Raw genomic sequence first — 19,969 nt, 5'->3', positions numbered from 1 at the left:
GCCTCGGGAAGTGTGAGGTCCAAGTGTGGCGGATGAAGGCGCCCGGCCACCGCGCGGCGCGGAAGCGGGGTCAGAAGAGCCGGCCTGACCGGTCGGCGGGGGGCTCCTCGAGCGCGAGGAGCAGGCGCTTGCGCTCCAGGCCACCGGCATACCCGACGAGGGAGCCGTCGGCACCGATCACGCGGTGGCAGGGCACGACCACCGCGATGGGGTTGCGGCCGTTCGCAGAGCCCACCGCCTGGGCGAGGTTGCGGTCGCCGAGCGTGGTGGCGAGCGCGCCGTAGGTGCGCGTCTGGCCGTAGGGGATCTCGCGCAGCAGCGCCCACACGCGCTGCTGGAAGTCGTCACCACGTGGCGCCAGCGGGAGATCGAACACGGTCAGGGCGCCGGAGAAGTAGGCGGCCAGCTGCACGGCGGCGGCCGCGAACGGCTCGTCGGCAAGGTCCCCCACGTCGCCGAAGGCGTCCGGCTGCTCGGGACGGTGCTTGCCGGTGTCCATGAGCACGTGCGTGATGGCGCCGCCCTCTGCGACGACGGTCAGGTCGCCGAGGGGCGATGGCAGCACGACGTGCCGGCGCATCATCCCTGCTCGTCGCCTCGTGGGGCCGGCGCCCGGTGAGCGGCCACGATGTCCTCGTGGGTCGGGACGGGGAACTCGGCGGGGTAGTCGCCGTAGGCGCGAGGGTCCTCGGAGGGCTCCAGGTGGCAGGTCAGGCCGATCTCGCCGAACTCGCGGTGCACGGCCTGCTCGACGTCCTCCACGAGGTCGTGCCCTCGCTGCACGGTCCATGCGCCGGGGACGAGCACGTGCACCTCGGCGAAGCGGTGGTGCCCGGACACGCGGCTGCGCAGCGCGTGGAAGTGGACCTCGGGCGTGACGAAGCGCGCCAGGATGTCGGCGATGGCCCGGTTGTCCTCCTTGGGCATCGAGATGTCCATGAGCCCCTCCGACGACTCACGGACGAGCTTCCAGCCGGTCCACACGATGTTGAGGCCGACGAGGAAGGCGATGACGGGGTCGAGGCGCTCGATGTGGGTGAGGCCGACGAGCAGCACGCCGACGACGACGCCGGCGGAGGTCCACACGTCGGTCATCAGGTGCTTGCCGTCCGCCGTGAGCGTGAGCGAGCGATGCTTGCGACCGGCGCGTAGCAGCACGACGGCGACCGCGCCGTTGACGGCCGAGGCGACCACCGAGATGGCCAGGCCGATGCCGACGTTCTCGATAGGTCGCGGGTCGAGGAAGCGCTCGACCGCGGTGAACATGATCACGAGGGCTGCGACGAAGATCATCATCCCCTCGATGGCGGCCGAGAAGTACTCCGCCTTGGTGTGGCCGAAGTGGTGGTTCTTGTCGGCCGGCATCGCCGCGACCTTGAGGGCGATGAGGACCGCGATCGCGGCGACGAGGTTGACGACCGACTCGGCGGCGTCGGAGAGCAATCCCACGGAACCGGTGATGCGCCACGCGATCACCTTGAGGGTGATGGTCACGACGGCGGCCGCGATGGACAGGTAGGCGAACCGGCTCAGGTCGCGGGTCTGGGGCGAGCGATCGGCCCTGGAGACCTCGGAGGCGGGGTTGGGGAGTGCGGACACACCTCAAGTGTCGCAAAGACCACCGACGCCTTGGTCGTGTGGCCCAGCCGCGGGCGGCGCGTTGCGTCGTGGTGGCGATCCGGTGGTACCGGGTAGGGGGCAGGTATCCGATCGGATGCGAAAGGAGCCCTGACATGGGTACCGAAGACAAGGCCAACAACATGGGTGAGAACCTGAAGGGCAAGGCCAAGGAAGCCGCCGGAAAGGTCACCGACAACGAGCGACTCGAAGCCGAGGGCGAGCGCGACCAGGCCTCGGCGGACCTCAAGCAGCGGGGCGAGCAGCTCAAGGATGCGGGCGACGACGTCAAGGACGCCTTCAACCGCTGACCACTTCCGGAGTGGGGTGGGCCGGTTCCCTGGGGACCGGCCCACTGCTGTGTCCCGGCGCCGTCGCTGTCCGTGGCCGTATGCCGTCGCGCTGGGTAGGGAGGGTCGCGACCCCCTTGCCAGCGCGCCCGCCGTCCATGAGGCTCGACGGGACGACCGCATCCCTCGAGAGGCCCAGCTGTGACGACGCCCGCGACGACCACACCCGACCTACCGAAGACGAGCACGGTGCCCGCCCCGACGGCGGACGAGATCGCGTCGATGGATGCGTGGTGGCGGGCGAGCAACTACCTCACCATCGGCCAGATCTACCTGCAGGACAATGCGCTGCTGAGGCGGCCGCTCGTCCCGGACGACATCAAGCCGCGGCTGCTCGGGCACTGGGGCACCAGTCCGGGCCTGTCGTTCATCTACACGCACATGTCCCGGGTCATCCGTCACACGGGCCAGGAGACGATCTACCTCACCGGCCCCGGGCACGGGGGTCCGGCCCTCGTCGCGGCCGGCTACCTCGAGGGCACCTACTCCGAGATCTATCCCAAGGTGACCATCGGCGAGGAGGGTGTCCGGCGCCTCTTCCGGCAGTTCTCGGCGCCCGGCGGCATCCCCAGCCACGTGTCGGTCCCGACGCCCGGTTCCATCCACGAGGGGGGCGAGCTCGGCTACGTTCTCTACCACGCGTTCGGGGCGGTCATGGACAACCCCGACCTGCTCGCGCTCACGGTCGTGGGTGACGGTGAGGCGGAGACCGCTCCGCTCGAGGGCTCGTGGAAGGGCATCTCGTTCCTCAACCCGACCCGCGACGGCGCCGTGCTGCCGATCCTGCACCTCAACGGCGCGAAGATCGCCGGTCCTACCGTGCTCGCCCGCAAGGACCCGGCCGAGGTGCGCAGCCTGCTCGAGGGGCACGGCTACGAGGTGCTCGAGGTCGAGGGCGGTGACCTGCCCGGCATGCACGAGCGCTTCGCGGAGACGCTGGGGACGGCATACGCCCGCATCCGGGAGATCCAGCACAAGGCGCGCGGCGGCGACTGGGACGGGACGCGGCCGCACTGGCCGCTCATCATCCTGCGCAGCCCCAAGGGCTGGACGGGCCCGGACGTCGTCGACGGCAAGCAGGTGGAGGGCACGTGGCGGGCGCACCAGGTGCCGCTTGCCGGCGTCAAGGACAACCCCGACCACCTGGGCCTGCTCGAGCGGTGGCTTCGCTCCTACCGGCCCGAGGAGCTCTTCGACGAGTCAGGTGCGCCGAGCGAGCTCGTGCGGCAAGCCAACCCGGAGGGCGACCTCCGGATGAGCGCGTCGCCGCACGCGAACGGCGGCGTGCTGACGACCGACCTCGACCTGCCCGACTTCCGCGACCTGGCGCGCGAGGTGCCGTCGCCGGGAGGCGCGCGGCAGGAGTCGACGCGCGCCATCGGCGAGCTGATGCGCGAGCTCTACGTGCGCAACCCGCACTCGTTCCGCCTGTTCTGCCCGGACGAGACGAACAGCAACCGGATCGGCGCGGTCTTCGACGTCTCCGACCGGATGTCCGCCGAGCGTGTCGTGGACATCGACGAGGCCATCTCCCGCGACGGGCGCGTGATGGAGGTGCTCTCGGAGCACAGCTGCCACGGCTGGCTGGAGGGCTACACCCTCACGGGGCGGCACGGCCTCTTCGCGACGTACGAGGCCTTCGCGATGGTGAGCGCGTCGATGACGGTGCAGCACAGCAAGTGGCTCGAGGAGGCCAACAAGCTGGACTGGCGCGCCAAGGTGCCGAGCCTCAACATCCTGTTGACCTCGACGGCCTGGCGCAACGACCACAACGGCTTCTCGCACCAGGGTCCCGGGCTGATCCAGACCGTCCTCAACGCGCGCGCTGACGTGGCCCGCATCTACCTGCCGCCGGACGCGAACTGCCTTCTGTCCGTGGCCGACCACTGCTTCAGGTCCAAGAACTACGTCAACCTCATCGTGATCGACAAGCAGCCGCAGCCGCAGTGGCTGTCGATCGACGACGCCGTCGAGCACTGCACGGCCGGCGCCGGCATCTGGGACTGGGCGGGCACCGACGACGGAGACGGCGACCCCGACGTCGTGCTCGCGTGCGCGGGCGACATCGTGACGATGGAGGTGGTGGCCGCTGCGCAGATCCTGCGGGAGCGCCTGCCCCAGCTACGAGTCCGCGTCGTCAACGTCGTCGACCTGATGACCCTGTCGCGCCGGCGAAGCCACCCGCACGGCATGGACGGCATCCGCTTCGGCGAGCTCTTCACCGACCACGTCGACGTCGTCTTCGCCTTCCACGGCTACCACGGTGCCATCCACCAGCTCGTCCACGGCCGGCCGGACGCCGACCGCTTCCACGTGCGCGGCTTCAGCGAGGAGGGCACGACGACGACGCCGTTCGACATGGTGGTGCGCAACGGGGTGGACCGCTACAACCTCGTCATGGACGCCATCAACAACGCCGGGCGGCAGGTCCGCGGGTCGAGCGAGCTCAAGAAGTGGTGCGCGGCGCAGCTCGACCGACACCAGAAGTACATCGTCGAGCACCTCGAGGACATGCCCGAGGTGCGCGACTGGGTCAGGACGACCATCGTCGTGGACTGAACACTGCGACAGCGGGCGTATGCCGTTGGGCCGCAGCCCGAGGCATACGCCCGCTGGTGCTCGGGTGCGTCAGTCGCGGCGCGGAGCGACGACCACTTCGATGCCGTTGTCGCGGAAGGCCTGCAGCGCAGCGGGATCGGCGGAGTCGTCGGTGACGAGCGTCCACGTGCGGGGCATGACGGCCCAGGCGTGGAAGGGCGACTGGCCGAGCTTGGCGCCGTGGGCGAGGACGTAGGTGCGCTCGGCGCGGCTCATCATGAGCTCCTTGAGCCGGGTCTGCTCGAGGTCGGCCTCGCAGATGCCGCGCTCGGCGTGCACGCTGTCGGCGCCCATGAACGCGCGGTCGAACGACAGCCGCTGCACGGCGACCTCGGCGAGCGGTCCGACGAAGGCCTGGCTGAGGGGCCGCAGCCGGCCCCCGAGCGCGATGACGTCGATGCCGATGCTGTCGGCGAGGGTGCCCATGGCGCTGATGCCGGCCGTGACGACCGTCAGCTCCGTCAGCTCGGGGGTCCTGGTGATGGCGTCGGCGAGTGCGCCCATCGTCGAGCCGGCGTCGAGGAGCACCGTCTCGCCGGGTTCGATCTGCGCGGCCGCCCAGTGCGCGATGTCGCGCTTGGCGGCGTGCGCCTCGCCGAGACGCTGGCGAAGCGAGGCCTCGGGGTGGTGGGCCAGGCTCATCACCCCGCCGTAGGTGCGGGCCAGCTTGCCCTGCGCCGTCAGCTTGGCGAGGTCACGACGGATCGTCGACGCCGTGACACCGAGCTCCTCGGACAGCTCCTCCACGCTCGCGAGACCACTGGTGGTGGCGAGGCGGACGATCTCGCCCCGACGCGTCTGTGCGGTGTGCTTCGCCACGCTCGGCACCTTAGGCGCCAGCGGGTCGGGGCGCCATCTCCGCACCGAGTCGCAGCGCCTCGATCATCGAGCGGTGGTCGGCGATGCCGGTCCCGGCGATGTCGAAGGCGGTGCCGTGGTCGACAGACGTGCGGATGACGGGCAGGCCGATCGTGACGTTGACGCCGGCTTCGAGGCCGAGCACCTTGACCGGGCCGTGGCCCTGGTCGTGGTACATCGCTACCACGAGGTCGTAGTCCCCGCGGCCGGCGAGGAAGAAGAGCGTGTCGGCCGGGAGGGCGCCGTGGACGTCGATGCCGTCGGCGCGGCACGCCTCGATGCCGGGGTTGATCTTGGACTCCTCCTCGCCGTAGCCGAAGAGGCCGTTCTCGCCGGCGTGGGGGTTGATGCCGCAGACTCCGATCTTCGGGTTCGGGTTGCCGGCGTCGACGAGGGCCTGGTGGCCGCGACGGATGACGCGCTCGACGAGGCCCGGCTCGATGCGGTTGACCGCGTCGATGAGGCCGATGTGGGTCGTCACGTGGATGACCTTGACCTTCTCCGTCGAGAGCATCATGGAGACCTCGGGCGTGCCGGTGAGGTGGGCGAGCAGCTCGGTGTGCCCTGGGAAGACGTGGCCGCCGGCGTGCAGGGCCTCCTTGTTGAGCGGCGCCGTGCAGATGGCCTGCACCTTGCCGGCCATCGCCAACTCGGAGGCCACGCGGATGTAGTGGTAGGCCGCGTCGCCGGCGACGGCGGACAGCTGGCCGAAGGGGAGATCGGCGGGCAGCAGGGCCAGGTCGATGACGTTGATGCGCCCGGCGGTCTCGCTCGCCTCCTCGACTTCGTCGATGGTGACGATGTCGACCGGGACGCCGGCGATGTCGGCGGCCTGCTTGAGGCGGAGCGCGTCACCGACGACGACGACGCGCGCCATGGTGGCGACGTGCGGGTCGGCGAGCGCCTTGACGATGATCTCGGGGCCGATGCCGGCGCCGTCGCCCATGGTCACGGCGATACGGGGAAGGGCGGCGCTCATGAGTTCTCCTGGGTGGTCGCGTCGGGGGTGGCGCGGGTTGCGGTGTGGGTGGATGCGGTGTGAGCGGACGGGCGCTCGCCGAGCAGGTGCGCGGCGACGCGGACGAGTGACGTGGAGTCGCCGAAGCTGCCGGGGCGGGTGACGACGAGCCGGCCGCCTGGTCGGCGGCTCACGACCGTGCCGGTCTCCACCTCGGCGACGACGTCGAGGGAGTCCACGCCGAGACGGTCGAGAACGGCGCGGGCAGTCTCGCCGCCGGAGAGGAAGGCTGCGTCGTAGCCGTCGAGCAGGGGTGCCACCATCGCGGCGAGGGCGTCCGTAAGGGCGCGTGAGCGGCTCGTGTCGGCGGCGGCGGCCGGGTCGAGGGCCACGAGCACGATCCCGTTGGTGGGCAGCGCCGCGAGCCTCTCGCCCAGCGACTGCGGGTCGCGAAAGAGCATGTCGGGCTGCACCATCAGGGTCTCGGCGGCGAGGGGCCCAAGCTGCGCGATCTGCGCAGCCACGCCGTGGGCGCGGGTCCCGAGGACGATGAGCAGGGACGCCGGGGCCCCGTGCTCGAGGTCGTATGCCGTCTCGCGGGTTGCCGTGGGCCGCCTCGGTGCGCCGTGGTCGGGCAGGGCGCGCACGGCAGCGTCGGCAAGGGCGCCGGAGCCGACGAGAAGCGTGCGGGACCCGAGGACCGCACTCGACCTCACGGCGGCCGCCTGGACGACGTCCAGGTCGGCCTCCGTCACGGCGTCGCACACCGGCACGAACCCCGCGCGGGCGGCTGCCACCAGGGCCTCGGCCACCGCTCTGACACCGAGCAGCACGGTCGAGTGGGGCACGAGCACCGTGGGCAGCGGGTGCAGGGCCTCGGCCACGCGCGTTGGGGCGGGGGTCGGCTCGACCGCCCACAGGTCGGTCTCGTGCAGCGGCATGCCGCCGACGTGGAGCACCCCGTCGCGCACGACGCGGTCGAGGCCGGGGTTTGCGACGCCCACGACCGGCGTCCGGCCCAGCTCGTCCGCGAGGGCGGCGACCTCGGCTGCGACGTGCCCGCGCAGCAGGGAGTCGACCTTCTTGACGACGACGGGTGCAGCCGCGACGAGCGACGCGGCCGCGCGAACCACGCGTGCGGCGTCCTCGGCGGCGAGACGGCGAGAGTCCGTGTCGACCGTGACCACGACCTGTTGGCCGGCGGTGTCGCTGTGTGAGCCGGTGCCAGGCGCGGCCGGAGGCGCGTTGCGCGGCGGGGCGGAGTTCGTGACGAAGGAGACGCTGCTGCGCGGAACGCGCACAAGTGCATGTGCCGCACACTCCGCGGCGCCGCTCAGGTCGTCCGCAACGATGCCCAGGTCCAGTGCGGTCATGTCTCCTCCTCACCGTGCTGGTTATGCCTACAAGTCTTGCGCGACAGAGGGATTGGCGACTCTGCCGAAGTAAGTGAAGGAGGGGGTACTGGCTTCCGGGAGTGCGCTGGACGGCATACGACCCGGTGCTCCTTCACAAAAAACGCTACAGGTATTGCGCGAATCGCGCAATGGTGCGAGGGTGGTCGAACCCGAGGGGCGCAGCGTGCGCCACCGACGGGGAGGCCACCGCTCAACGAGGAGTCCCGATGCCCCAGCAGCCTGCACTGCTTCCCACGTCTGACCAGCCGACGCGCGAGGTCTCGCGTCGCTCCATCCTCAAGCTCGCCTCGCTGGCCGGCGCCGGAGCACTCTTCGCTCCCGCCCTCGCCGCCTGCGCCGGGCCCAAGACCGCCAACTCCGCCAGCACCGCCGGAGCAGGTGGTGCAGGAGGCACACTGAGCATCGTGCTCAACCGCAACCTGGTCAGCCTCGACAACAAGCTGAACCAGTACGACGCGGCGGTCACCGTCCAGCGCGCCGTTCGCGAGGCCCTGACCAAGATCGGCGACGACCTCAAGCCGCAGCTCGTTCTCGCCGAGTCGTTCGAGCAGACCAAGCCCACCGAGTGGACTGTCAAGCTGCGCAGCGACATCCACTACTCGGACAAGTCGCCCGTCAAGGTCGAGGACGTCGAGACCGCGCTCAAGCTCTACTTCCAGGTCAAGGCCGGCTACGTGGCCTCGCAGTTCCCGGAGCAGCCGAGCTTCAAGAAGATCGACGACCGGACGTTCACGCTGACGACCAAGGTCCCCGTCGTCACGCTCAACTCCCTGATGTCCAACATCCTCATCACCCCGGCCAAGGACAACAAGGCCGAGGAGCTGAGCAACGGCCTCGGCACGGGGCCGTTCGTCATCGCGAGCGCCGACACCGGCACGGGCAGCTACAAGCTGACCCGCAACGACAACTACTGGGGTGAGAAGGCCAAGCTGGACCAGGTCAACGTCTCCTACCAGGAGGAGGAGGGCGCCCGCGTCATCGCGATCACCTCCGGCCAGGCGGACGTCATCGACACCATCACCCCCGAGTCGGCGGCCTCGCTCAAGACGAACAACGACGTCGACGTCATCGAGACCCCCGGCACGCGCCTGATCCACCTGTTCTACAACTTCCGCAAGCCGAAGGGCCACCCGCTCGCCAACCCGAAGGTGCGAGAGGCTCTCACCTACGCGATCGACCACGACTCGCTCATCAAGGCCCTGATGAACAACCAGGTCACCTCGGCCGAGGGCGTCGTGCCCAAGACGCTGGCGGGCTACGTCAAGACCGGCGACTACACCTACGACCCGGCCAAGGCCAAGCAGATGCTCGCCGACAACGGCGGCAGCGGTCTCAAGCTCACCTTCATCTGGGAGGACTCGGAGTTCGCGGGTGCCTCCCGCGTGCTCGAGGCCATCTCGCAGATGCTCGCCGCAGTCGGCGTCACCGCCACGCTGAAGATGATCCCCAAGGGCGGCGACATCAACGCCTGGCGCCGTGGCGAGTCCGGCGACTGGGACGTGCTGGCCAACGGCTACGGCAACCAGACCGGGCTGGCCCTGACCAACCTCGTGGGGCAGTACGGCGGCACGGCCGAGAAGGAGAAGACGCGCGACACCTACCAGGGGTTCGTCTTCCCCGAGATCTCCACGCTGCTCGACCAGGCCGGCGCCGAGGCCGACGAGACCAAGCGCAACGCCCTGCTCGCTCAGGCTCAGGAGAAGGTGTGGGCACTGTGGCCGGCCATGTGGGCCTGGACGCCCAACAACGTCCTGGCCAAGCGCAAGCGTGTGCAGGGCCTCAAGCTGCGCGCGATCAACTCCTATGACCTCGGCTCCGTGACGGTCTCGGCCTGATTCGGTCGCCGCACCCCGGCACCTCAAGGTGATCCCATGTTGACCTACGTCCTCAAGCGCATCGGGCAGACCGTGCTCACCGCGTTCCTCGCGACCGCCACGGTGTTCGTCCTGCTGCGGATGGCCCCGGGCGACCCGGCGGCGAACTATGCGCCGCCGAACCCCACTTCGGCGCAGCTCGAGGCCATCCGCCAGCAGTTCGGGCTCGACCAGCCGATCCCGGTGCAGTTCTGGACGTTCCTGCAACACCTGTTCCAGGGCGACGTCGGCACGTCGTTCTTCTTCAAGCGCGCGGCGCTCGACGTCGTCCTGGAACGCCTGCCCTACACGATCACCCTGGCGGTCGCGGCGATCGTCGTCACGGCGGTCGTGGCGATCCCGCTGGGCGTGTGGATGGCGCGTCGCAACAACTCCGCGCCGGAGCTCGGTGCCAACATCGGCACGATCGCCGGCCAGTCCATGCCGGACTTCTGGATCGGCTTCGTGCTGCTCATGCTCTTCGCCGTCAACCTGCGCTGGTTCGCGCCCTCGGGCTTCGACTCGGCCACCTCGATCATCCTGCCGACGGTGACGATCGCGATCCTGCAGATCGCCCTGATCTCCCGGCTCGTGCGCCGAGAGATGGTGGTCAACCTCGCCGCGCCCTACCTCACGGTGGCACGGTCGCGCGGGGTGTCCGAACGGGCGCTGACCTGGCGCTACGCCTTCGCCAACGCCGCCCTGCCGGTCGTGACCGCGCTGGGCACCCGCTTCGCGGCGATGCTCAACGGCGTCGTCATCGTCGAGGTCGTCTTCAACTGGCCCGGCGTCGGCGAGCTCGTCGTCAACGCGCTCAAGCAGCGCGACTTCCCGCTCATCCAGGCCACCGTCCTCGTCACCGTGGTGCTGGCGCTCGTCGTCCAGCTGGTCGTGGATCTGCTCTACCCGCTCATGGACCCGCGCGTCCGACTCGGAGAGGCCAGCTCATGACCACCTCGACGAACCTGCCCGGCCACCCGCAGGTCCCGAACCTCAGCGAGGTGCCCGGCTCCATCCTCGGCCGCGACTCGGCCGTGACGAAGGTGCTGATGCGTCGTTCGGCAGCCGCGCGCCGGGCGCGTTACAGCACGATCAAGATCTGGGTGGGCGCCATCTGTGCCGGCGTCGTCGTCATCCCGGTCGCGCTCGCGGGGGTCCTGCCCCTGCCCGACCCGATCGTCGGCCAGCTGAGCGAATCGTCGCTGCCGCCGTTCAGCGCAGGGCACCTGCTCGGCACCGACCCCAACGGTCGCGACCTGCTCTCACGCATCCTGCACGGCGGGCAGACCTCGCTCGTCATCGGCATGCTCGCGATCTTCGTCTCGGGGCTCTTCGGCATCGTCGCCGGTGCCGCCGCCGGCTACTTCGGCGGCTGGGTCGACACGATCATCTCCCGACTGCTCGAGGCGCAGATGGCGCTGCCGCTGCTGCTGATGCTGCTGCTCGTCGTGGCCCTCTTCGGCCCGTCGATCCCCGTCATCACCCTCGTCATCGCGTTCGCCCAGTGGCCCGAGCCGGCGCGCATCACCCGCGCGCTGGTGCTCGTCGAGCGGGAGAAGCCGTACGTCGCGGCCGCTCGGGTGCTGGGCCTGCCGAAGTTCTCGATCCTCAGCAAGCACGTCGTGCCCAACATCCTCCAGCAGGTGCTCGTCGTCGTGCTGCTGCTGCTGGCCCAGGCCGTCCTGCTCGAGAGCGCGCTGTCCTTCCTCGGGGCCGGGGTCCAGCGGCCGTACCCGACGTGGGGCGGCATCATCTCGGACGGGCGTGAGCTGTTCGTCACGGGCAAGCCGTGGCTCGTAACGGTCCCCGGCGTGGCCATCGCACTCCTCGTCGTGGGGGTCAACCTCGTCGGAGACGGCATGCGCGAACGCGTGCGACGCGCGAGGGGAGACCAGGCATGAGAGTCCTCGAGGTCAGGGACCTGCAGGTCGAGCTGTTGACCGGCACCAGCGTCGTGCGCGCCGTCGACGGCGTGAGCTTCCACATCGACCAGGGCGAGACGGTGACGATCATCGGCGAGTCCGGTTCGGGCAAGTCGACGACGGCGATGGCCATCCTGCGCCTGCTGCCCGACGACCTCGCGGTCATCTCGGGCGAGGCGCGCATCTCCGGCCAGGACGTCACGGGCAGCCGCGCGGTCATCGACAAGCTCCGCGGTCGCGCCGTCGCGCTCATCCCGCAGGACCCGATGACGGCGCTCAACCCCATTCGCACCATCGGTCGGCAGATGACCGAGGCCGTGCGCATCAAGTACCCCCGGCTCGGCAAGGCCGAGGCGAAGGCGCGGGCCCTCTCGCTCATGGAGCAGGTCCACATCCGCAACCCCGCCAAGCAGTTCGACGCCTACCCGCACCAGCTGTCCGGCGGCATGCTCCAACGCGTGCTCATCGCGATGGCCGTCTCGACGGACGCGGACCTCATCGTCGCCGACGAGCCGACCAGCGCGCTCGATGTCACGGTGCAGGCCGGTATCCTCGACCTGCTTCTGGAGCTTCAGGAGCAGACCGGGATCGCGCTTCTGCTCATCACGCACGACCTTGGCGTCGCGCGCCTCATGAGCGACCGCGTCCACGTGATGAAGTCGGGCGCTTTCGTGGAGGGCGGCCCGGTGACCGACGTCGTCGACCACCCGCAGCACCCCTACACCCAGAAGCTGCTCGGGGCGATCCCGGAGCTGGGTCCGTGGCAGGACCCGGCCGTCAGAGCCCCGCTCGTGAAGGAGGCCAGCCATGGCTGAGGACCTGCTCGCCGTCCGCAACCTCGTCGTCGAGTACGGCACCGGCAAGGACGCCTTCCGTGCCGTCGACGACGTGTCCTTCCGCGTGCCGCGAGGCGGCACCCTCGCCATCGTCGGCGAGTCGGGCTGCGGCAAGTCGACGATCGCCAAGGCGCTCGTGCGCCTGCTGACCCCGACCTCGGGCGTCATCGACCTCGACGGCACGGATCTGGCCCGCCTCTCCGAGAAGCAGCTGCGCCCGATGCGTCACCGGGTGCAGATGGTCTTCCAGGACCCCTACGGCTCGCTCGACCCGCACCTGACCGCCCAGGAGATCGTCGCCGAGCCGATCCGGGTGCGAGGCGAGAGATCGGTCAGGGTGCAGCGGGACAAGGCCGCCGAGCTGATCGAGCGCGTCGGGCTGCCGCGCAGCGCTCTCGAGCGCAAGCCTCCGGAGTTCTCCGGAGGGCAGCGCCAGCGCATCGGCATCGCCCGCGCGCTCGCCTCCGGCCCGGAGCTGCTCGTCTGCGACGAGGCGACGAGCGCCCTCGACGTGTCCGTCCAGGCGCAGGTGCTCGAGCTGCTCGCCGACATCCAGGCCGAGACCGGGCTGACCTACCTGTTCATCTCGCACAACCTCGGCGTGGTGCGGGCGATCTCGCAGGACACGGTCGTCATGCGGGCGGGCCGCATCGTCGAAAGCGGCCGCACCGACGACCTCCTCTCGCACCCGCAGGAGGAGTACACCCAGCGCCTGCGCCGCTCCGCACTCGAGCCGGGACTCATGACCGGCATCAAGCCGCGACACCTCATCCGACACATCGCCGCCTCCCGCACGGCCGAGACCGAGAAGGCGTCATGACCCGCGTCGACCTCCCCACCCTCGACCTGCCCGGCCTCGACATGCCGCTTCCGCGGCTCGTCCTCGGCACCATGACCTTCGGCGACACCGTCGACCTCGGCACCGCTCGCACGATGGTCGACACCGCGCTCGACGCGGGCATCACGTCGATCGACACCGCCAACGGGTATGCCGCCGGGCGCAGCGAGGAGATGATCGCCGAGATCCTCGTCGGCCGGCGTGGCGCCGTGACGATCGCGACGAAGGCCGGCATCTATCCCGGTGACGCCGGCGGCGCGCCGCTGCTCTCGGCCGCGGGACTGCGCTCTTCGCTCGAGGCCAGCCTGCGCCGGCTGCGCACCGACCACGTCGACGTCTACTACCTGCACCAGCCCGATCGGTCCGTGCCCATCGACGAGACGGTCGCTGCCCTGGGCCAGTTCGTCAAGGAGGGCTCGGTCCGCGCCATCGGAGTCTCCAACTTCTCCGCCTGGCAGATCGGCGACGTGTTCGCCGCGTGCGACGACCTCGGCACCCCGAGGCCGATCCTCGCGCAGCAGCTCTACAACCTCGTCGCGCGCCGGATCGAGGACGAGTACGCCGAGTTCGCGACGACCAAGGGCCTCCCGACCATCGTCTACAACCCGCTCGGCGGCGGGCTGCTGACCGGGCGCCACTCCTTTACGGAGACCCCGGGCGAGGGGCGCTTCGGCTCGTCGGCGCTCGCGACCATGTACAAGGACCGCTACTGGAACGCAGAGACGTTCGCGGTCATCGAGGCCCTCGGCGCCATCGCGTCGCAGGCCGGCATCACCCTTCCCGAGCTGTCGCTGCGCTGGCTGCTGAACAAGCCGGTCGTCTCGTCGGTCCTGCTCGGGGGATCCAAACCACACCAGCTGGAGTCCAACATCACTGCTGCACAAGCCGGTCCGCTCCCCGACGACGTCGTTGCCGCTTGCGACGTGGCAGGCCTGGCGATCGCCGGGTCGATGCCGGGGTACAACCGATGAGCGGCGAAGGCACGGCGATGGAGCGCAGCCGCGAGCGGGTGCTCGACTACGCGCGGCGCCTCCGGGCCCGCGAGACGATCCTCGGCTACTGGATCATCATCGACTCGCCCGTGTCGACGGAGCGGCTCGCCCGGCTCGGCTACGACTACGTCTGTTTCGACGCCCAGCACGGGCTGCTCGACTACAAGGGCATCCTCGCCGGCATGCAGGCCATCGACGCGGGCGGTGAGTCCGTCGGGATGGTCCGGGTGGGCGGCAACGACCCCTTCCTCATCGGACAGGCCCTCGACGCAGGGGCGGCCGGCATCATCGTGCCGCTCGTCAACACGGCCGAGGACGCTGCCCGCGCGGTCTCCTACGCGAAGTACGGTCCGCAGGGGATCCGCTCCTACGGTCCGATGCGGTCCCAGCTGCGGATCGGTCCCAACCCTGTGGACTCCAACGAGGCGACGGTCGTCCTCGCCATGATCGAGACGCCGCAGGGGCTCGAGAACGTCGAGGCGATCGCTGCGACGCCCGGCATCGACGGCCTCTACATCGGCCCGTCCGACCTCCGGCTCGCTGTCGGTGGCGCGACCTCGACCGACCCGGCCGTCGACGACGCCTTCGAGGCCGCGGTCGAGCGCATCCTGCGTGCGGCCGAGTCCGCGGGGATCGCAGCCGGCTTCCACACGCCCAGTGGCGAGGTCGCGGCCAAGCGACTAGGGCAGGGCTTCACCCTCGCCACCGTCTCGTCTGACCTCATCCACCTCGAGCAGGCCGCGACGGCCCACCTCAAGGCGGCCCGAGGCGAGTCGTGACCGTGGCCCGGCCCGCTCCCGCCGAGAGCGCGGAGACGCTCCCGACCGACGGCGTCCAGCGCCCGCGCGAGGGAGGCGGCCACACGGCATACCTCCCCACCCCAACGGTGCAGTGCCACGCCGCCAACCTCGCCTGGCTGCCGAACGGTGACCTCGCGTGCGTGTGGTTCGGCGGCACGCAGGAGGGCGTCAGCGACATCACCGCCTACCTCTCGCGCATGCCATCCGGCTCGCACGCGTGGCTGGCCCCGGTGCCGCTCAGCGACGACCCCACGCGGTCGGAGCAGAACCCGGTCCTGTGCACCGCGCCGAACGGTGACGTGTGGCTGCTCTACACGGCGCAGCTCGCCGGCAACCAGGACACGTCGGAGGTGCGACGCCGTGTCTCGCGCGACGGCGGGGAGACCTGGGAGGCGCCGACCGTGCTGCTCCCGGCGACCGACGCCGGTGGCGTGTTCGTGCGCCAGCCGCCGGTCGTGCTGGCGAGCGGACGCATCCTGCTGCCGGTGTTCAACTGCGTCACCGTGCCCGGCGAGAAGTGGGTCGGCAACGAGGACACCTCGAGCGTCTGGTGGAGCGATGACGGCGGATTGACCTGGGTCGAGGCAGTCGTGCCCGGGTCGCTCGGGTGCGTTCACATGAACGTCGTCGTGCGAGAAGATGGTTCGCTGTGGGCCTGCTTCCGGAGCCGCTGGGCCGACCACGTGTGGGAGACGACCTCCGCCGACGACGGTCTGACGTGGGCCAAGCCCACTCCGACCGTGCTGCCCAACAACAACTCGTCGATCCAGGCCGTGGCGGTCGGCGGGGGAGAGGTGGCGCTCGTCTTCAACCGGAGCTCGGCCCTCGACGCGAGCGAGCGACGGGTGTCGCTCTACGACGAGATCGACGACGAGGGCGTCGTTGACGGTCTCGACGGTCCGGTCGTCGCCGAGTCCTCGCGGGAGGCTCCTGAGGCCGCGGGCCGTCGCACGGCCTTCTGGGGCGCACCGCGGGCGCCGATGACGCTGGCCCTGAGCCCCGACGAGGGGCGGACGTGGCCCGTGCAGGTCGACCTCGAGACGGGCGACGGCTACTGCATGTCCAACAACTCCCGTGACGGGCTCAACCGCGAGCTGTCCTACCCCTCGGTGCTGCCCGGCCCGGACGGCGACCTGCACGTCGCCTTCACCTACCACCGCCGCGCCATCAAGCACGTCCACCTGCCTGCCGACGTCGTCGACCGCATCCTTCGGAGCCCATCCCGGTGACCGCGCCGGCGCCGCCCGGTGCGGTTCCACGTGCTGGGGACGGGCGCGAGGCACGCACCGCGGTCGTCACGGGGAGCAGCTCGGGCATCGGCCTCGCAATCGCGCACGACCTCGTCGGTGCCGGCTGGCGCATCCTCGGGCTCAGCCGCTCACGCGGCGCGCTGTCGGACGCCGCCACGTGGGTGCCGTGCGACCTGGCCGACGTGACCTCGGCCGACGAGGCCCTACGCCTGGTGCGCGAGACCGTGATCGGCGGCGTGGACGCGGTCGTCCACGCCGCCGGCCTGCAGTTCTCCGCAGGGGTCGGCGAGCTGCGACCCGAGCAGGGTGAGCGGATGTGGGCCGTGCACGTGCGCGGCGCCGAGCTCCTTGTCGGCGGGCTCGTCGGCTCGCTCCTCGACGGTGGCCGCGTCGTCCTCGTCGGCAGCCGCACGATGACCGGGGTGCCGGGCAAGAGCCAGTACGCCGCAACCAAGGCCGCGCTCGCCGCGATGGCCCGTGCCTGGGCCGCGGAGCTCGCGACGCGGCACATCACGGTCAACGTCGTCGCTCCGGGACCGACACGTACGGCCATGCTCGACGACCCGAAGCGCGCCTCGGTGCCGCCCGTCGTGCCGCCGCTCGGCCGCCTCGTCGAGCCGTCCGAGGTCGCGGCCCTGACCCGCTTCCTTCTCGAGCCGAGTGGGGCGATGGTGACCGGCCAGACCATCGTCATGTGCGGCGGCGCGTCACTGCCCTGAGCGTGCACAGCCTGCGAAGGGCTCGGCACACGGGGGACACCCGCACACGATGCACGGTGCCGCTGGCCCGCGCGGGTGCGGACGTCGGGCACCTGGGTCAGCGGACGGCATACGCCATCGGTGGGGTCAGCGGGTGACGTTCTCCAGGACGACGGCGAGACCCTGGCCGACCCCGATGCAGATGCAGGCGACGCCCCACCGGCCGCCGGACCGCTGCAGGTCGCGAGCCAGCGTGCCGAGGATCCGCCCGCCCGAGGCGCCGAGCGGGTGGCCCATGGCGATGGCGCCGCCGTGCCGGTTGACGATCTCGGGGTCGATGTCCCACGCGTCGATGCAGGCGAGCGACTGCGCCGCGAAGGCCTCGTTGAGCTCGACCGCTGACACGTCCGCCCACGTGATGCCGGCGCGAACGAGGGCCCGGTTCGCCGCCTCGACCGGCGCGAAGCCGAAGAACTGCGGGTCGAGCGCGCTCGCTCCGCGCCCGGCGACGCGGGCGATCGCGTCGAGGCCGAGGCCGTCCTGAGCCGCCGCGCTGCCGAGGAGGACGGCCGAGGCGCCGTCATTGAGCGGGGAGGCGTTCCCGGCCGTGACGGTGCCACCCTCCGCCCGAAAGGACGTGCGCAGACCGGCGAGGCGCTCGACCGTCGTGTCGGCGCGGATCGACTCGTCGCGGGCGAGCTCAACGCCCGGGACCGGCACGGTGAGCTCGTCGTAGAAGCCCTCGGTCCAGGCGGCGTCCGCAAGGTGGTGCGACCTGGCCGCGAACTCGTCCTGCCGTTCGCGCGTCACGCCGTGCCGCTCGCGCAGCTGCTCGGTCGCCTCACCGAGGGAGACGGTCCACTCGGACGGCATCCTCGGGTTGACGAGACGCCAGCCGAGAGTCGTCGACGAGAGCTCGAGGTTGCCGACGGGGTAGGGCTTGTCGGTCTTCGGCATGACCCAGGGGGCGCGCGTCATCGACTCGACGCCGCCGACGAGCACGACATCCGCGTCGCCCGTCTCGATCTGCCGCGAGGCGATGATCGCGGCATCCAGGCTGGACCCGCAGAGGCGGTTGACCGTCGTGCCGGGGATGCTCGTCGGCAGGCCCGCCAGCAGGGTGGCCATGCGGGCGACGTTGCGGTTCTCCTCGCCCGCGCCGTTCGCGTTGCCGAAGACGACCTCGTCGACCAGGGACGGGTCCGCGGCGAGGCTGGGGGAGCGGTCGACGACAGCCTTGACGACGAGCGCCGCCAGGTCGTCCGGCCGGGTCGTCGCCAGCGCGCCGCCGAAACGGCCGAACGGGGTGCGGACGGCGTCGTAGACGAACGCGTCGTTCACGGCAGTGACTTCCTGGTCGGAGCAGACGGCATACGCAAGCGGTGGGCCCCGTCGGGCTCGAACCGACGACCGGCGGATTAAAAGTCCGATGCTCTACCGACTGAGCTAGAGGCCCGGGACGGGGAGCTCAGACAAGCTTCCCTCGCAGCAGTGGTCGGGACAACGTTGCCGTGGTCCCGTCGCAGTGCGACCCGGGGCCAGTATGCCGCAGCCGACCGGGGATGTTCACACGAGCCATCCGTCAACTGGCGATCGCAACGGCACCGGTCAGGGCACAGAGCGCCACGGCGACCGGGGTCATCACGAGGCGCTCCGGGCGACTGCGTGACGCGAGGTTGCCCGCGGCGCCGAGGAGGAAGGCTCCCGCAACGACCCAGGTGGTCACGCCGAGGATGCCGCCGGCGCCGCTGCGCTCCCCGGCGCGGGCAAGCACCACCCAGCCGATCAGGACGTAGACGACGATGGTGACCAGGCTGCCCACCCGCAGACGCGTCGGAAGGACGTCGTGCTGACCGCCCCAGGCGAACCGCCCGAGCGGTACGCCGCATGCCAGCAGTCCTTGGAGGACGGCGAGGGCAACCAACAGGACACAGACGGCTACGGCAGCAGGGGTCACAACGCGTGAGCGTACGACGCCGCGCCCCGAGGGGGCGCGAGGCTCACGGCGAATCGGAGTCCGCCCATGAGGTGCGCCGGTCGTGGAGGATGGCGACCATGACCTCGAAGGCGCCCCACATCGAGAGGTTCGCGGCGTTCAGCGATGACCCGGACAGCGGCAACCCCGCTGGGGTCGTGCTGGACGCAGGAGAGCTCAGTGCCACCGAGATGCAGCAGATCGCCGCGCAGGTCGGGTACAGCGAGACGGCCTTCGTCACCGGCCCGATCGCTCCGGCACGCCAGACGGGAGCGGCCGACGCGGCCGACGCGGCCGACGCGGCCGAAGCGCCCCCGATCCCGATCCGCTACTTCGCCCCCGAGGGGGAGGTCGACTTCTGCGGCCATGCGACCATCGCCACCGCCGTGGCCCTGTGCGAGTCCGTGGGCGCCGGCAGCTACACGCTTTCGACACCGGTCGGTCCGGTCGCCATCACCGGCCGGCGCATCGGCATGCGATCCGTCGGCGCCTTGCGCAGCCCCGCTACCAGCTGCTTCCCGCTCGAGCGCCACCTGCTGAGCCGGCTGCTGGATGCCCTGCACTGGTCGGAGGACGACCTCGACCCCGGGTTCCCGCCAGCCATCGGCTTCGGCGGCAACCGGCATCCTGTCCTCGTCGCTCGGGACCTGGCCCGGCTCGCTGACCTGGCGTACGACTTCCCGGCGCTGCAGCGTCTGAGTCGCGAGCACGACTGGGTGACGGTGCAGCTCGTGGCCGCCACCGGTCCCGGGAAGTGGCGTGCCCGGGACCCGTTCCCGTGGGGTGGCGTGGTGGAGGACCCCGCGACAGGAGCAGCCGCCGCCGCCCTCGTGGGCTACCTCCGCGCGATCGGGCAGGCAAGCGTCGGCGACACGCTCGTCATCACCCAGGGTGTCGAGATGGGCCGGCCGAGCCGGATTGAGGTCGAGGTCCTCGAGGAGGCAGCCCTGGTCAGTGGCGCCGCGGCCCGCATCGCTGAGCCATTCGCCGGCTGAGCGGCCGGGCGGAG

Annotated in this window: 19 protein-coding genes and 1 tRNA gene; 12 read left to right on the top strand and 8 right to left on the bottom strand. The window is 70.7% G+C overall.

The annotated features are described in order from the left end of the window. Positions 1 to 70: 70 nt before the first annotated feature. Complete coding sequence (locus AC3WRT_RS03035; RefSeq protein WP_492718966.1) at positions 71 to 583, bottom strand: methylated-DNA--[protein]-cysteine S-methyltransferase; 513 nt, start codon at positions 581 to 583, stop codon at positions 71 to 73. Next, the gene (locus tag AC3WRT_RS03030) at positions 580 to 1,599 is read right to left on the bottom strand and encodes a cation diffusion facilitator family transporter (protein ID WP_492718964.1); all 1,020 of its coding nucleotides are present in this window, start codon (positions 1,597 to 1,599) and stop codon (positions 580 to 582) included. Before AC3WRT_RS03030 ends, AC3WRT_RS03035 begins: the two co-directional genes overlap by 4 nt. A 134-nt stretch (positions 1,600 to 1,733) precedes the next feature. On the opposite strand from AC3WRT_RS03030, the gene AC3WRT_RS03025 reads away from it, so the two are divergent. Together AC3WRT_RS03025 and AC3WRT_RS03020 are read left to right on the top strand one after the other, a co-directional pair. Further along, entirely contained in the window at positions 1,734 to 1,928 is a 195-nt protein-coding gene (locus AC3WRT_RS03025; RefSeq protein ID WP_492718962.1) for a CsbD family protein, read from the top strand. 180 nt (positions 1,929 to 2,108) lie between these two features. After that, positions 2,109 to 4,526, top strand: coding sequence for a phosphoketolase family protein (locus AC3WRT_RS03020; RefSeq protein WP_492718959.1), 2,418 nt, complete (start codon positions 2,109 to 2,111; stop codon positions 4,524 to 4,526). Between the two features lie 69 nt (positions 4,527 to 4,595). Here the strand turns inward: AC3WRT_RS03020 and AC3WRT_RS03015 are convergent, their stop codons facing one another. Genes AC3WRT_RS03015 through AC3WRT_RS03005 form a run of 3 tightly spaced genes read right to left on the bottom strand, consistent with a single transcriptional unit; the run spans position 4,596 to position 7,754 of the window. Continuing rightward, positions 4,596 to 5,384, bottom strand: a complete 789-nt coding sequence (locus AC3WRT_RS03015; protein ID WP_492718954.1) for a DeoR/GlpR family DNA-binding transcription regulator — start codon at positions 5,382 to 5,384, stop codon at positions 4,596 to 4,598. Positions 5,385 to 5,394: 10 nt separating this feature from the next. After that, entirely contained in the window at positions 5,395 to 6,402 is a 1,008-nt protein-coding gene (gene pdxA, locus AC3WRT_RS03010; RefSeq protein ID WP_492718952.1) for a 4-hydroxythreonine-4-phosphate dehydrogenase PdxA, read from the bottom strand. Beyond that, positions 6,399 to 7,754: a four-carbon acid sugar kinase family protein gene (locus AC3WRT_RS03005; protein WP_492718949.1), complete on the bottom strand. Its 1,356-nt coding sequence runs from the start codon at positions 7,752 to 7,754 to the stop codon at positions 6,399 to 6,401. Before AC3WRT_RS03005 ends, pdxA begins: the two co-directional genes overlap by 4 nt. Before the next feature lie 248 nt (positions 7,755 to 8,002). Between AC3WRT_RS03005 and AC3WRT_RS03000 the strand changes: the two genes are divergently transcribed. From AC3WRT_RS03000 to AC3WRT_RS02960, 9 genes are read left to right on the top strand one after another with little or no spacing between them, the layout of a single operon-like run. Further along, on the top strand, positions 8,003 to 9,631 hold the full coding sequence (locus AC3WRT_RS03000; protein WP_492718945.1) for an ABC transporter substrate-binding protein: 1,629 nt from the start codon (positions 8,003 to 8,005) through the stop codon (positions 9,629 to 9,631). Positions 9,632 to 9,667: 36 nt separating this feature from the next. After that, positions 9,668 to 10,600 (top strand): ABC transporter permease, encoded by a 933-nt coding sequence (locus tag AC3WRT_RS02995; RefSeq protein WP_492718943.1) that lies wholly within the window; start codon positions 9,668 to 9,670, stop codon positions 10,598 to 10,600. Continuing rightward, positions 10,597 to 11,550: an ABC transporter permease gene (locus AC3WRT_RS02990; protein WP_492718940.1), complete on the top strand. Its 954-nt coding sequence runs from the start codon at positions 10,597 to 10,599 to the stop codon at positions 11,548 to 11,550. Before AC3WRT_RS02995 ends, AC3WRT_RS02990 begins: the two co-directional genes overlap by 4 nt. Beyond that, a complete protein-coding gene (locus AC3WRT_RS02985; protein ID WP_492718938.1) occupies positions 11,547 to 12,386 on the top strand; it encodes an ABC transporter ATP-binding protein in 840 nt (279 codons plus the stop codon). Before AC3WRT_RS02990 ends, AC3WRT_RS02985 begins: the two co-directional genes overlap by 4 nt. Beyond that, the gene (locus AC3WRT_RS02980; RefSeq protein ID WP_492718936.1) at positions 12,379 to 13,227 is read left to right on the top strand and encodes an ATP-binding cassette domain-containing protein; all 849 of its coding nucleotides are present in this window, start codon (positions 12,379 to 12,381) and stop codon (positions 13,225 to 13,227) included. The genes AC3WRT_RS02985 and AC3WRT_RS02980 overlap by 8 nt, the downstream gene beginning before the upstream one ends. Further along, a complete protein-coding gene (locus tag AC3WRT_RS02975) occupies positions 13,224 to 14,216 on the top strand; it encodes an aldo/keto reductase (RefSeq protein ID WP_492718934.1) in 993 nt (330 codons plus the stop codon). The genes AC3WRT_RS02980 and AC3WRT_RS02975 overlap by 4 nt, the downstream gene beginning before the upstream one ends. Next, positions 14,213 to 15,016, top strand: a complete 804-nt coding sequence (locus AC3WRT_RS02970; RefSeq protein ID WP_492718932.1) for an HpcH/HpaI aldolase family protein — start codon at positions 14,213 to 14,215, stop codon at positions 15,014 to 15,016. Before AC3WRT_RS02975 ends, AC3WRT_RS02970 begins: the two co-directional genes overlap by 4 nt. Then, on the top strand, positions 15,013 to 16,266 hold the full coding sequence (locus AC3WRT_RS02965) for a sialidase family protein (protein WP_492718930.1): 1,254 nt from the start codon (positions 15,013 to 15,015) through the stop codon (positions 16,264 to 16,266). The genes AC3WRT_RS02970 and AC3WRT_RS02965 overlap by 4 nt, the downstream gene beginning before the upstream one ends. Next, positions 16,263 to 17,006 carry an SDR family NAD(P)-dependent oxidoreductase gene (locus tag AC3WRT_RS02960; RefSeq protein WP_492718928.1) on the top strand — a complete coding sequence of 248 codons (744 nt, stop codon included), beginning with the start codon at positions 16,263 to 16,265 and terminating at the stop codon, positions 17,004 to 17,006. Before AC3WRT_RS02965 ends, AC3WRT_RS02960 begins: the two co-directional genes overlap by 4 nt. Before the next feature lie 126 nt (positions 17,007 to 17,132). On the opposite strand, the gene AC3WRT_RS02955 is transcribed toward AC3WRT_RS02960, so the two are convergent. The 3 genes from AC3WRT_RS02955 to AC3WRT_RS02945 all read right to left on the bottom strand — a co-directional run bounded on the left by AC3WRT_RS02955 (position 17,133) and on the right by AC3WRT_RS02945 (position 18,942). Further along, positions 17,133 to 18,326: a thiolase family protein gene (locus tag AC3WRT_RS02955; RefSeq protein ID WP_492718926.1), complete on the bottom strand. Its 1,194-nt coding sequence runs from the start codon at positions 18,324 to 18,326 to the stop codon at positions 17,133 to 17,135. A 42-nt stretch (positions 18,327 to 18,368) separates the two neighbouring features. Next, positions 18,369 to 18,441: transfer RNA gene (locus AC3WRT_RS02950), tRNA-Lys, on the bottom strand. Between the two features lie 126 nt (positions 18,442 to 18,567). Further along, complete coding sequence (locus AC3WRT_RS02945) at positions 18,568 to 18,942, bottom strand: hypothetical protein (protein ID WP_492718924.1); 375 nt, start codon at positions 18,940 to 18,942, stop codon at positions 18,568 to 18,570. A gap of 98 nt (positions 18,943 to 19,040) precedes the next feature. On the opposite strand from AC3WRT_RS02945, the gene AC3WRT_RS02940 reads away from it, so the two are divergent. Continuing rightward, positions 19,041 to 19,955 (top strand): PhzF family phenazine biosynthesis protein, encoded by a 915-nt coding sequence (locus AC3WRT_RS02940; RefSeq protein ID WP_492718922.1) that lies wholly within the window; start codon positions 19,041 to 19,043, stop codon positions 19,953 to 19,955. Positions 19,956 to 19,969 lie beyond the last annotated feature (14 nt).

Source organism: Terrabacter sp. FW104-15G4B, assembly GCF_058790095.1.
Note: the sequence above shows the minus strand (reverse complement) of the source record. Positions and strands in the feature narration are given on the sequence as shown.

What these genes read in the sequence shown, in the direction of transcription:
- AC3WRT_RS02970 (WP_492718932.1), top strand. Translation starts at nt 14,213, where the DNA reads ATGAGCGGCGAAGGCACGGCGATGGAGCGCAGCCGCGAGCGGGTGCTC.
- pdxA (WP_492718952.1), bottom strand. Translation starts at nt 6,402, where the DNA reads ATGAGCGCCGCCCTTCCCCGTATCGCCGTGACCATGGGCGACGGCGCC.
- AC3WRT_RS02990 (WP_492718940.1), top strand. Translation starts at nt 10,597, where the DNA reads ATGACCACCTCGACGAACCTGCCCGGCCACCCGCAGGTCCCGAACCTC.
- AC3WRT_RS03000 (WP_492718945.1), top strand. Translation starts at nt 8,003, where the DNA reads ATGCCCCAGCAGCCTGCACTGCTTCCCACGTCTGACCAGCCGACGCGC.
- AC3WRT_RS02975 (WP_492718934.1), top strand. Translation starts at nt 13,224, where the DNA reads ATGACCCGCGTCGACCTCCCCACCCTCGACCTGCCCGGCCTCGACATG.
- AC3WRT_RS02995 (WP_492718943.1), top strand. Translation starts at nt 9,668, where the DNA reads ATGTTGACCTACGTCCTCAAGCGCATCGGGCAGACCGTGCTCACCGCG.
- AC3WRT_RS02980 (WP_492718936.1), top strand. Translation starts at nt 12,379, where the DNA reads ATGGCTGAGGACCTGCTCGCCGTCCGCAACCTCGTCGTCGAGTACGGC.
- AC3WRT_RS02940 (WP_492718922.1), top strand. Translation starts at nt 19,041, where the DNA reads ATGACCTCGAAGGCGCCCCACATCGAGAGGTTCGCGGCGTTCAGCGAT.
- AC3WRT_RS03035 (WP_492718966.1), bottom strand. Translation starts at nt 583, where the DNA reads ATGATGCGCCGGCACGTCGTGCTGCCATCGCCCCTCGGCGACCTGACC.
- AC3WRT_RS02985 (WP_492718938.1), top strand. Translation starts at nt 11,547, where the DNA reads ATGAGAGTCCTCGAGGTCAGGGACCTGCAGGTCGAGCTGTTGACCGGC.
- AC3WRT_RS03025 (WP_492718962.1), top strand. Translation starts at nt 1,734, where the DNA reads ATGGGTACCGAAGACAAGGCCAACAACATGGGTGAGAACCTGAAGGGC.
- AC3WRT_RS03005 (WP_492718949.1), bottom strand. Translation starts at nt 7,754, where the DNA reads ATGACCGCACTGGACCTGGGCATCGTTGCGGACGACCTGAGCGGCGCC.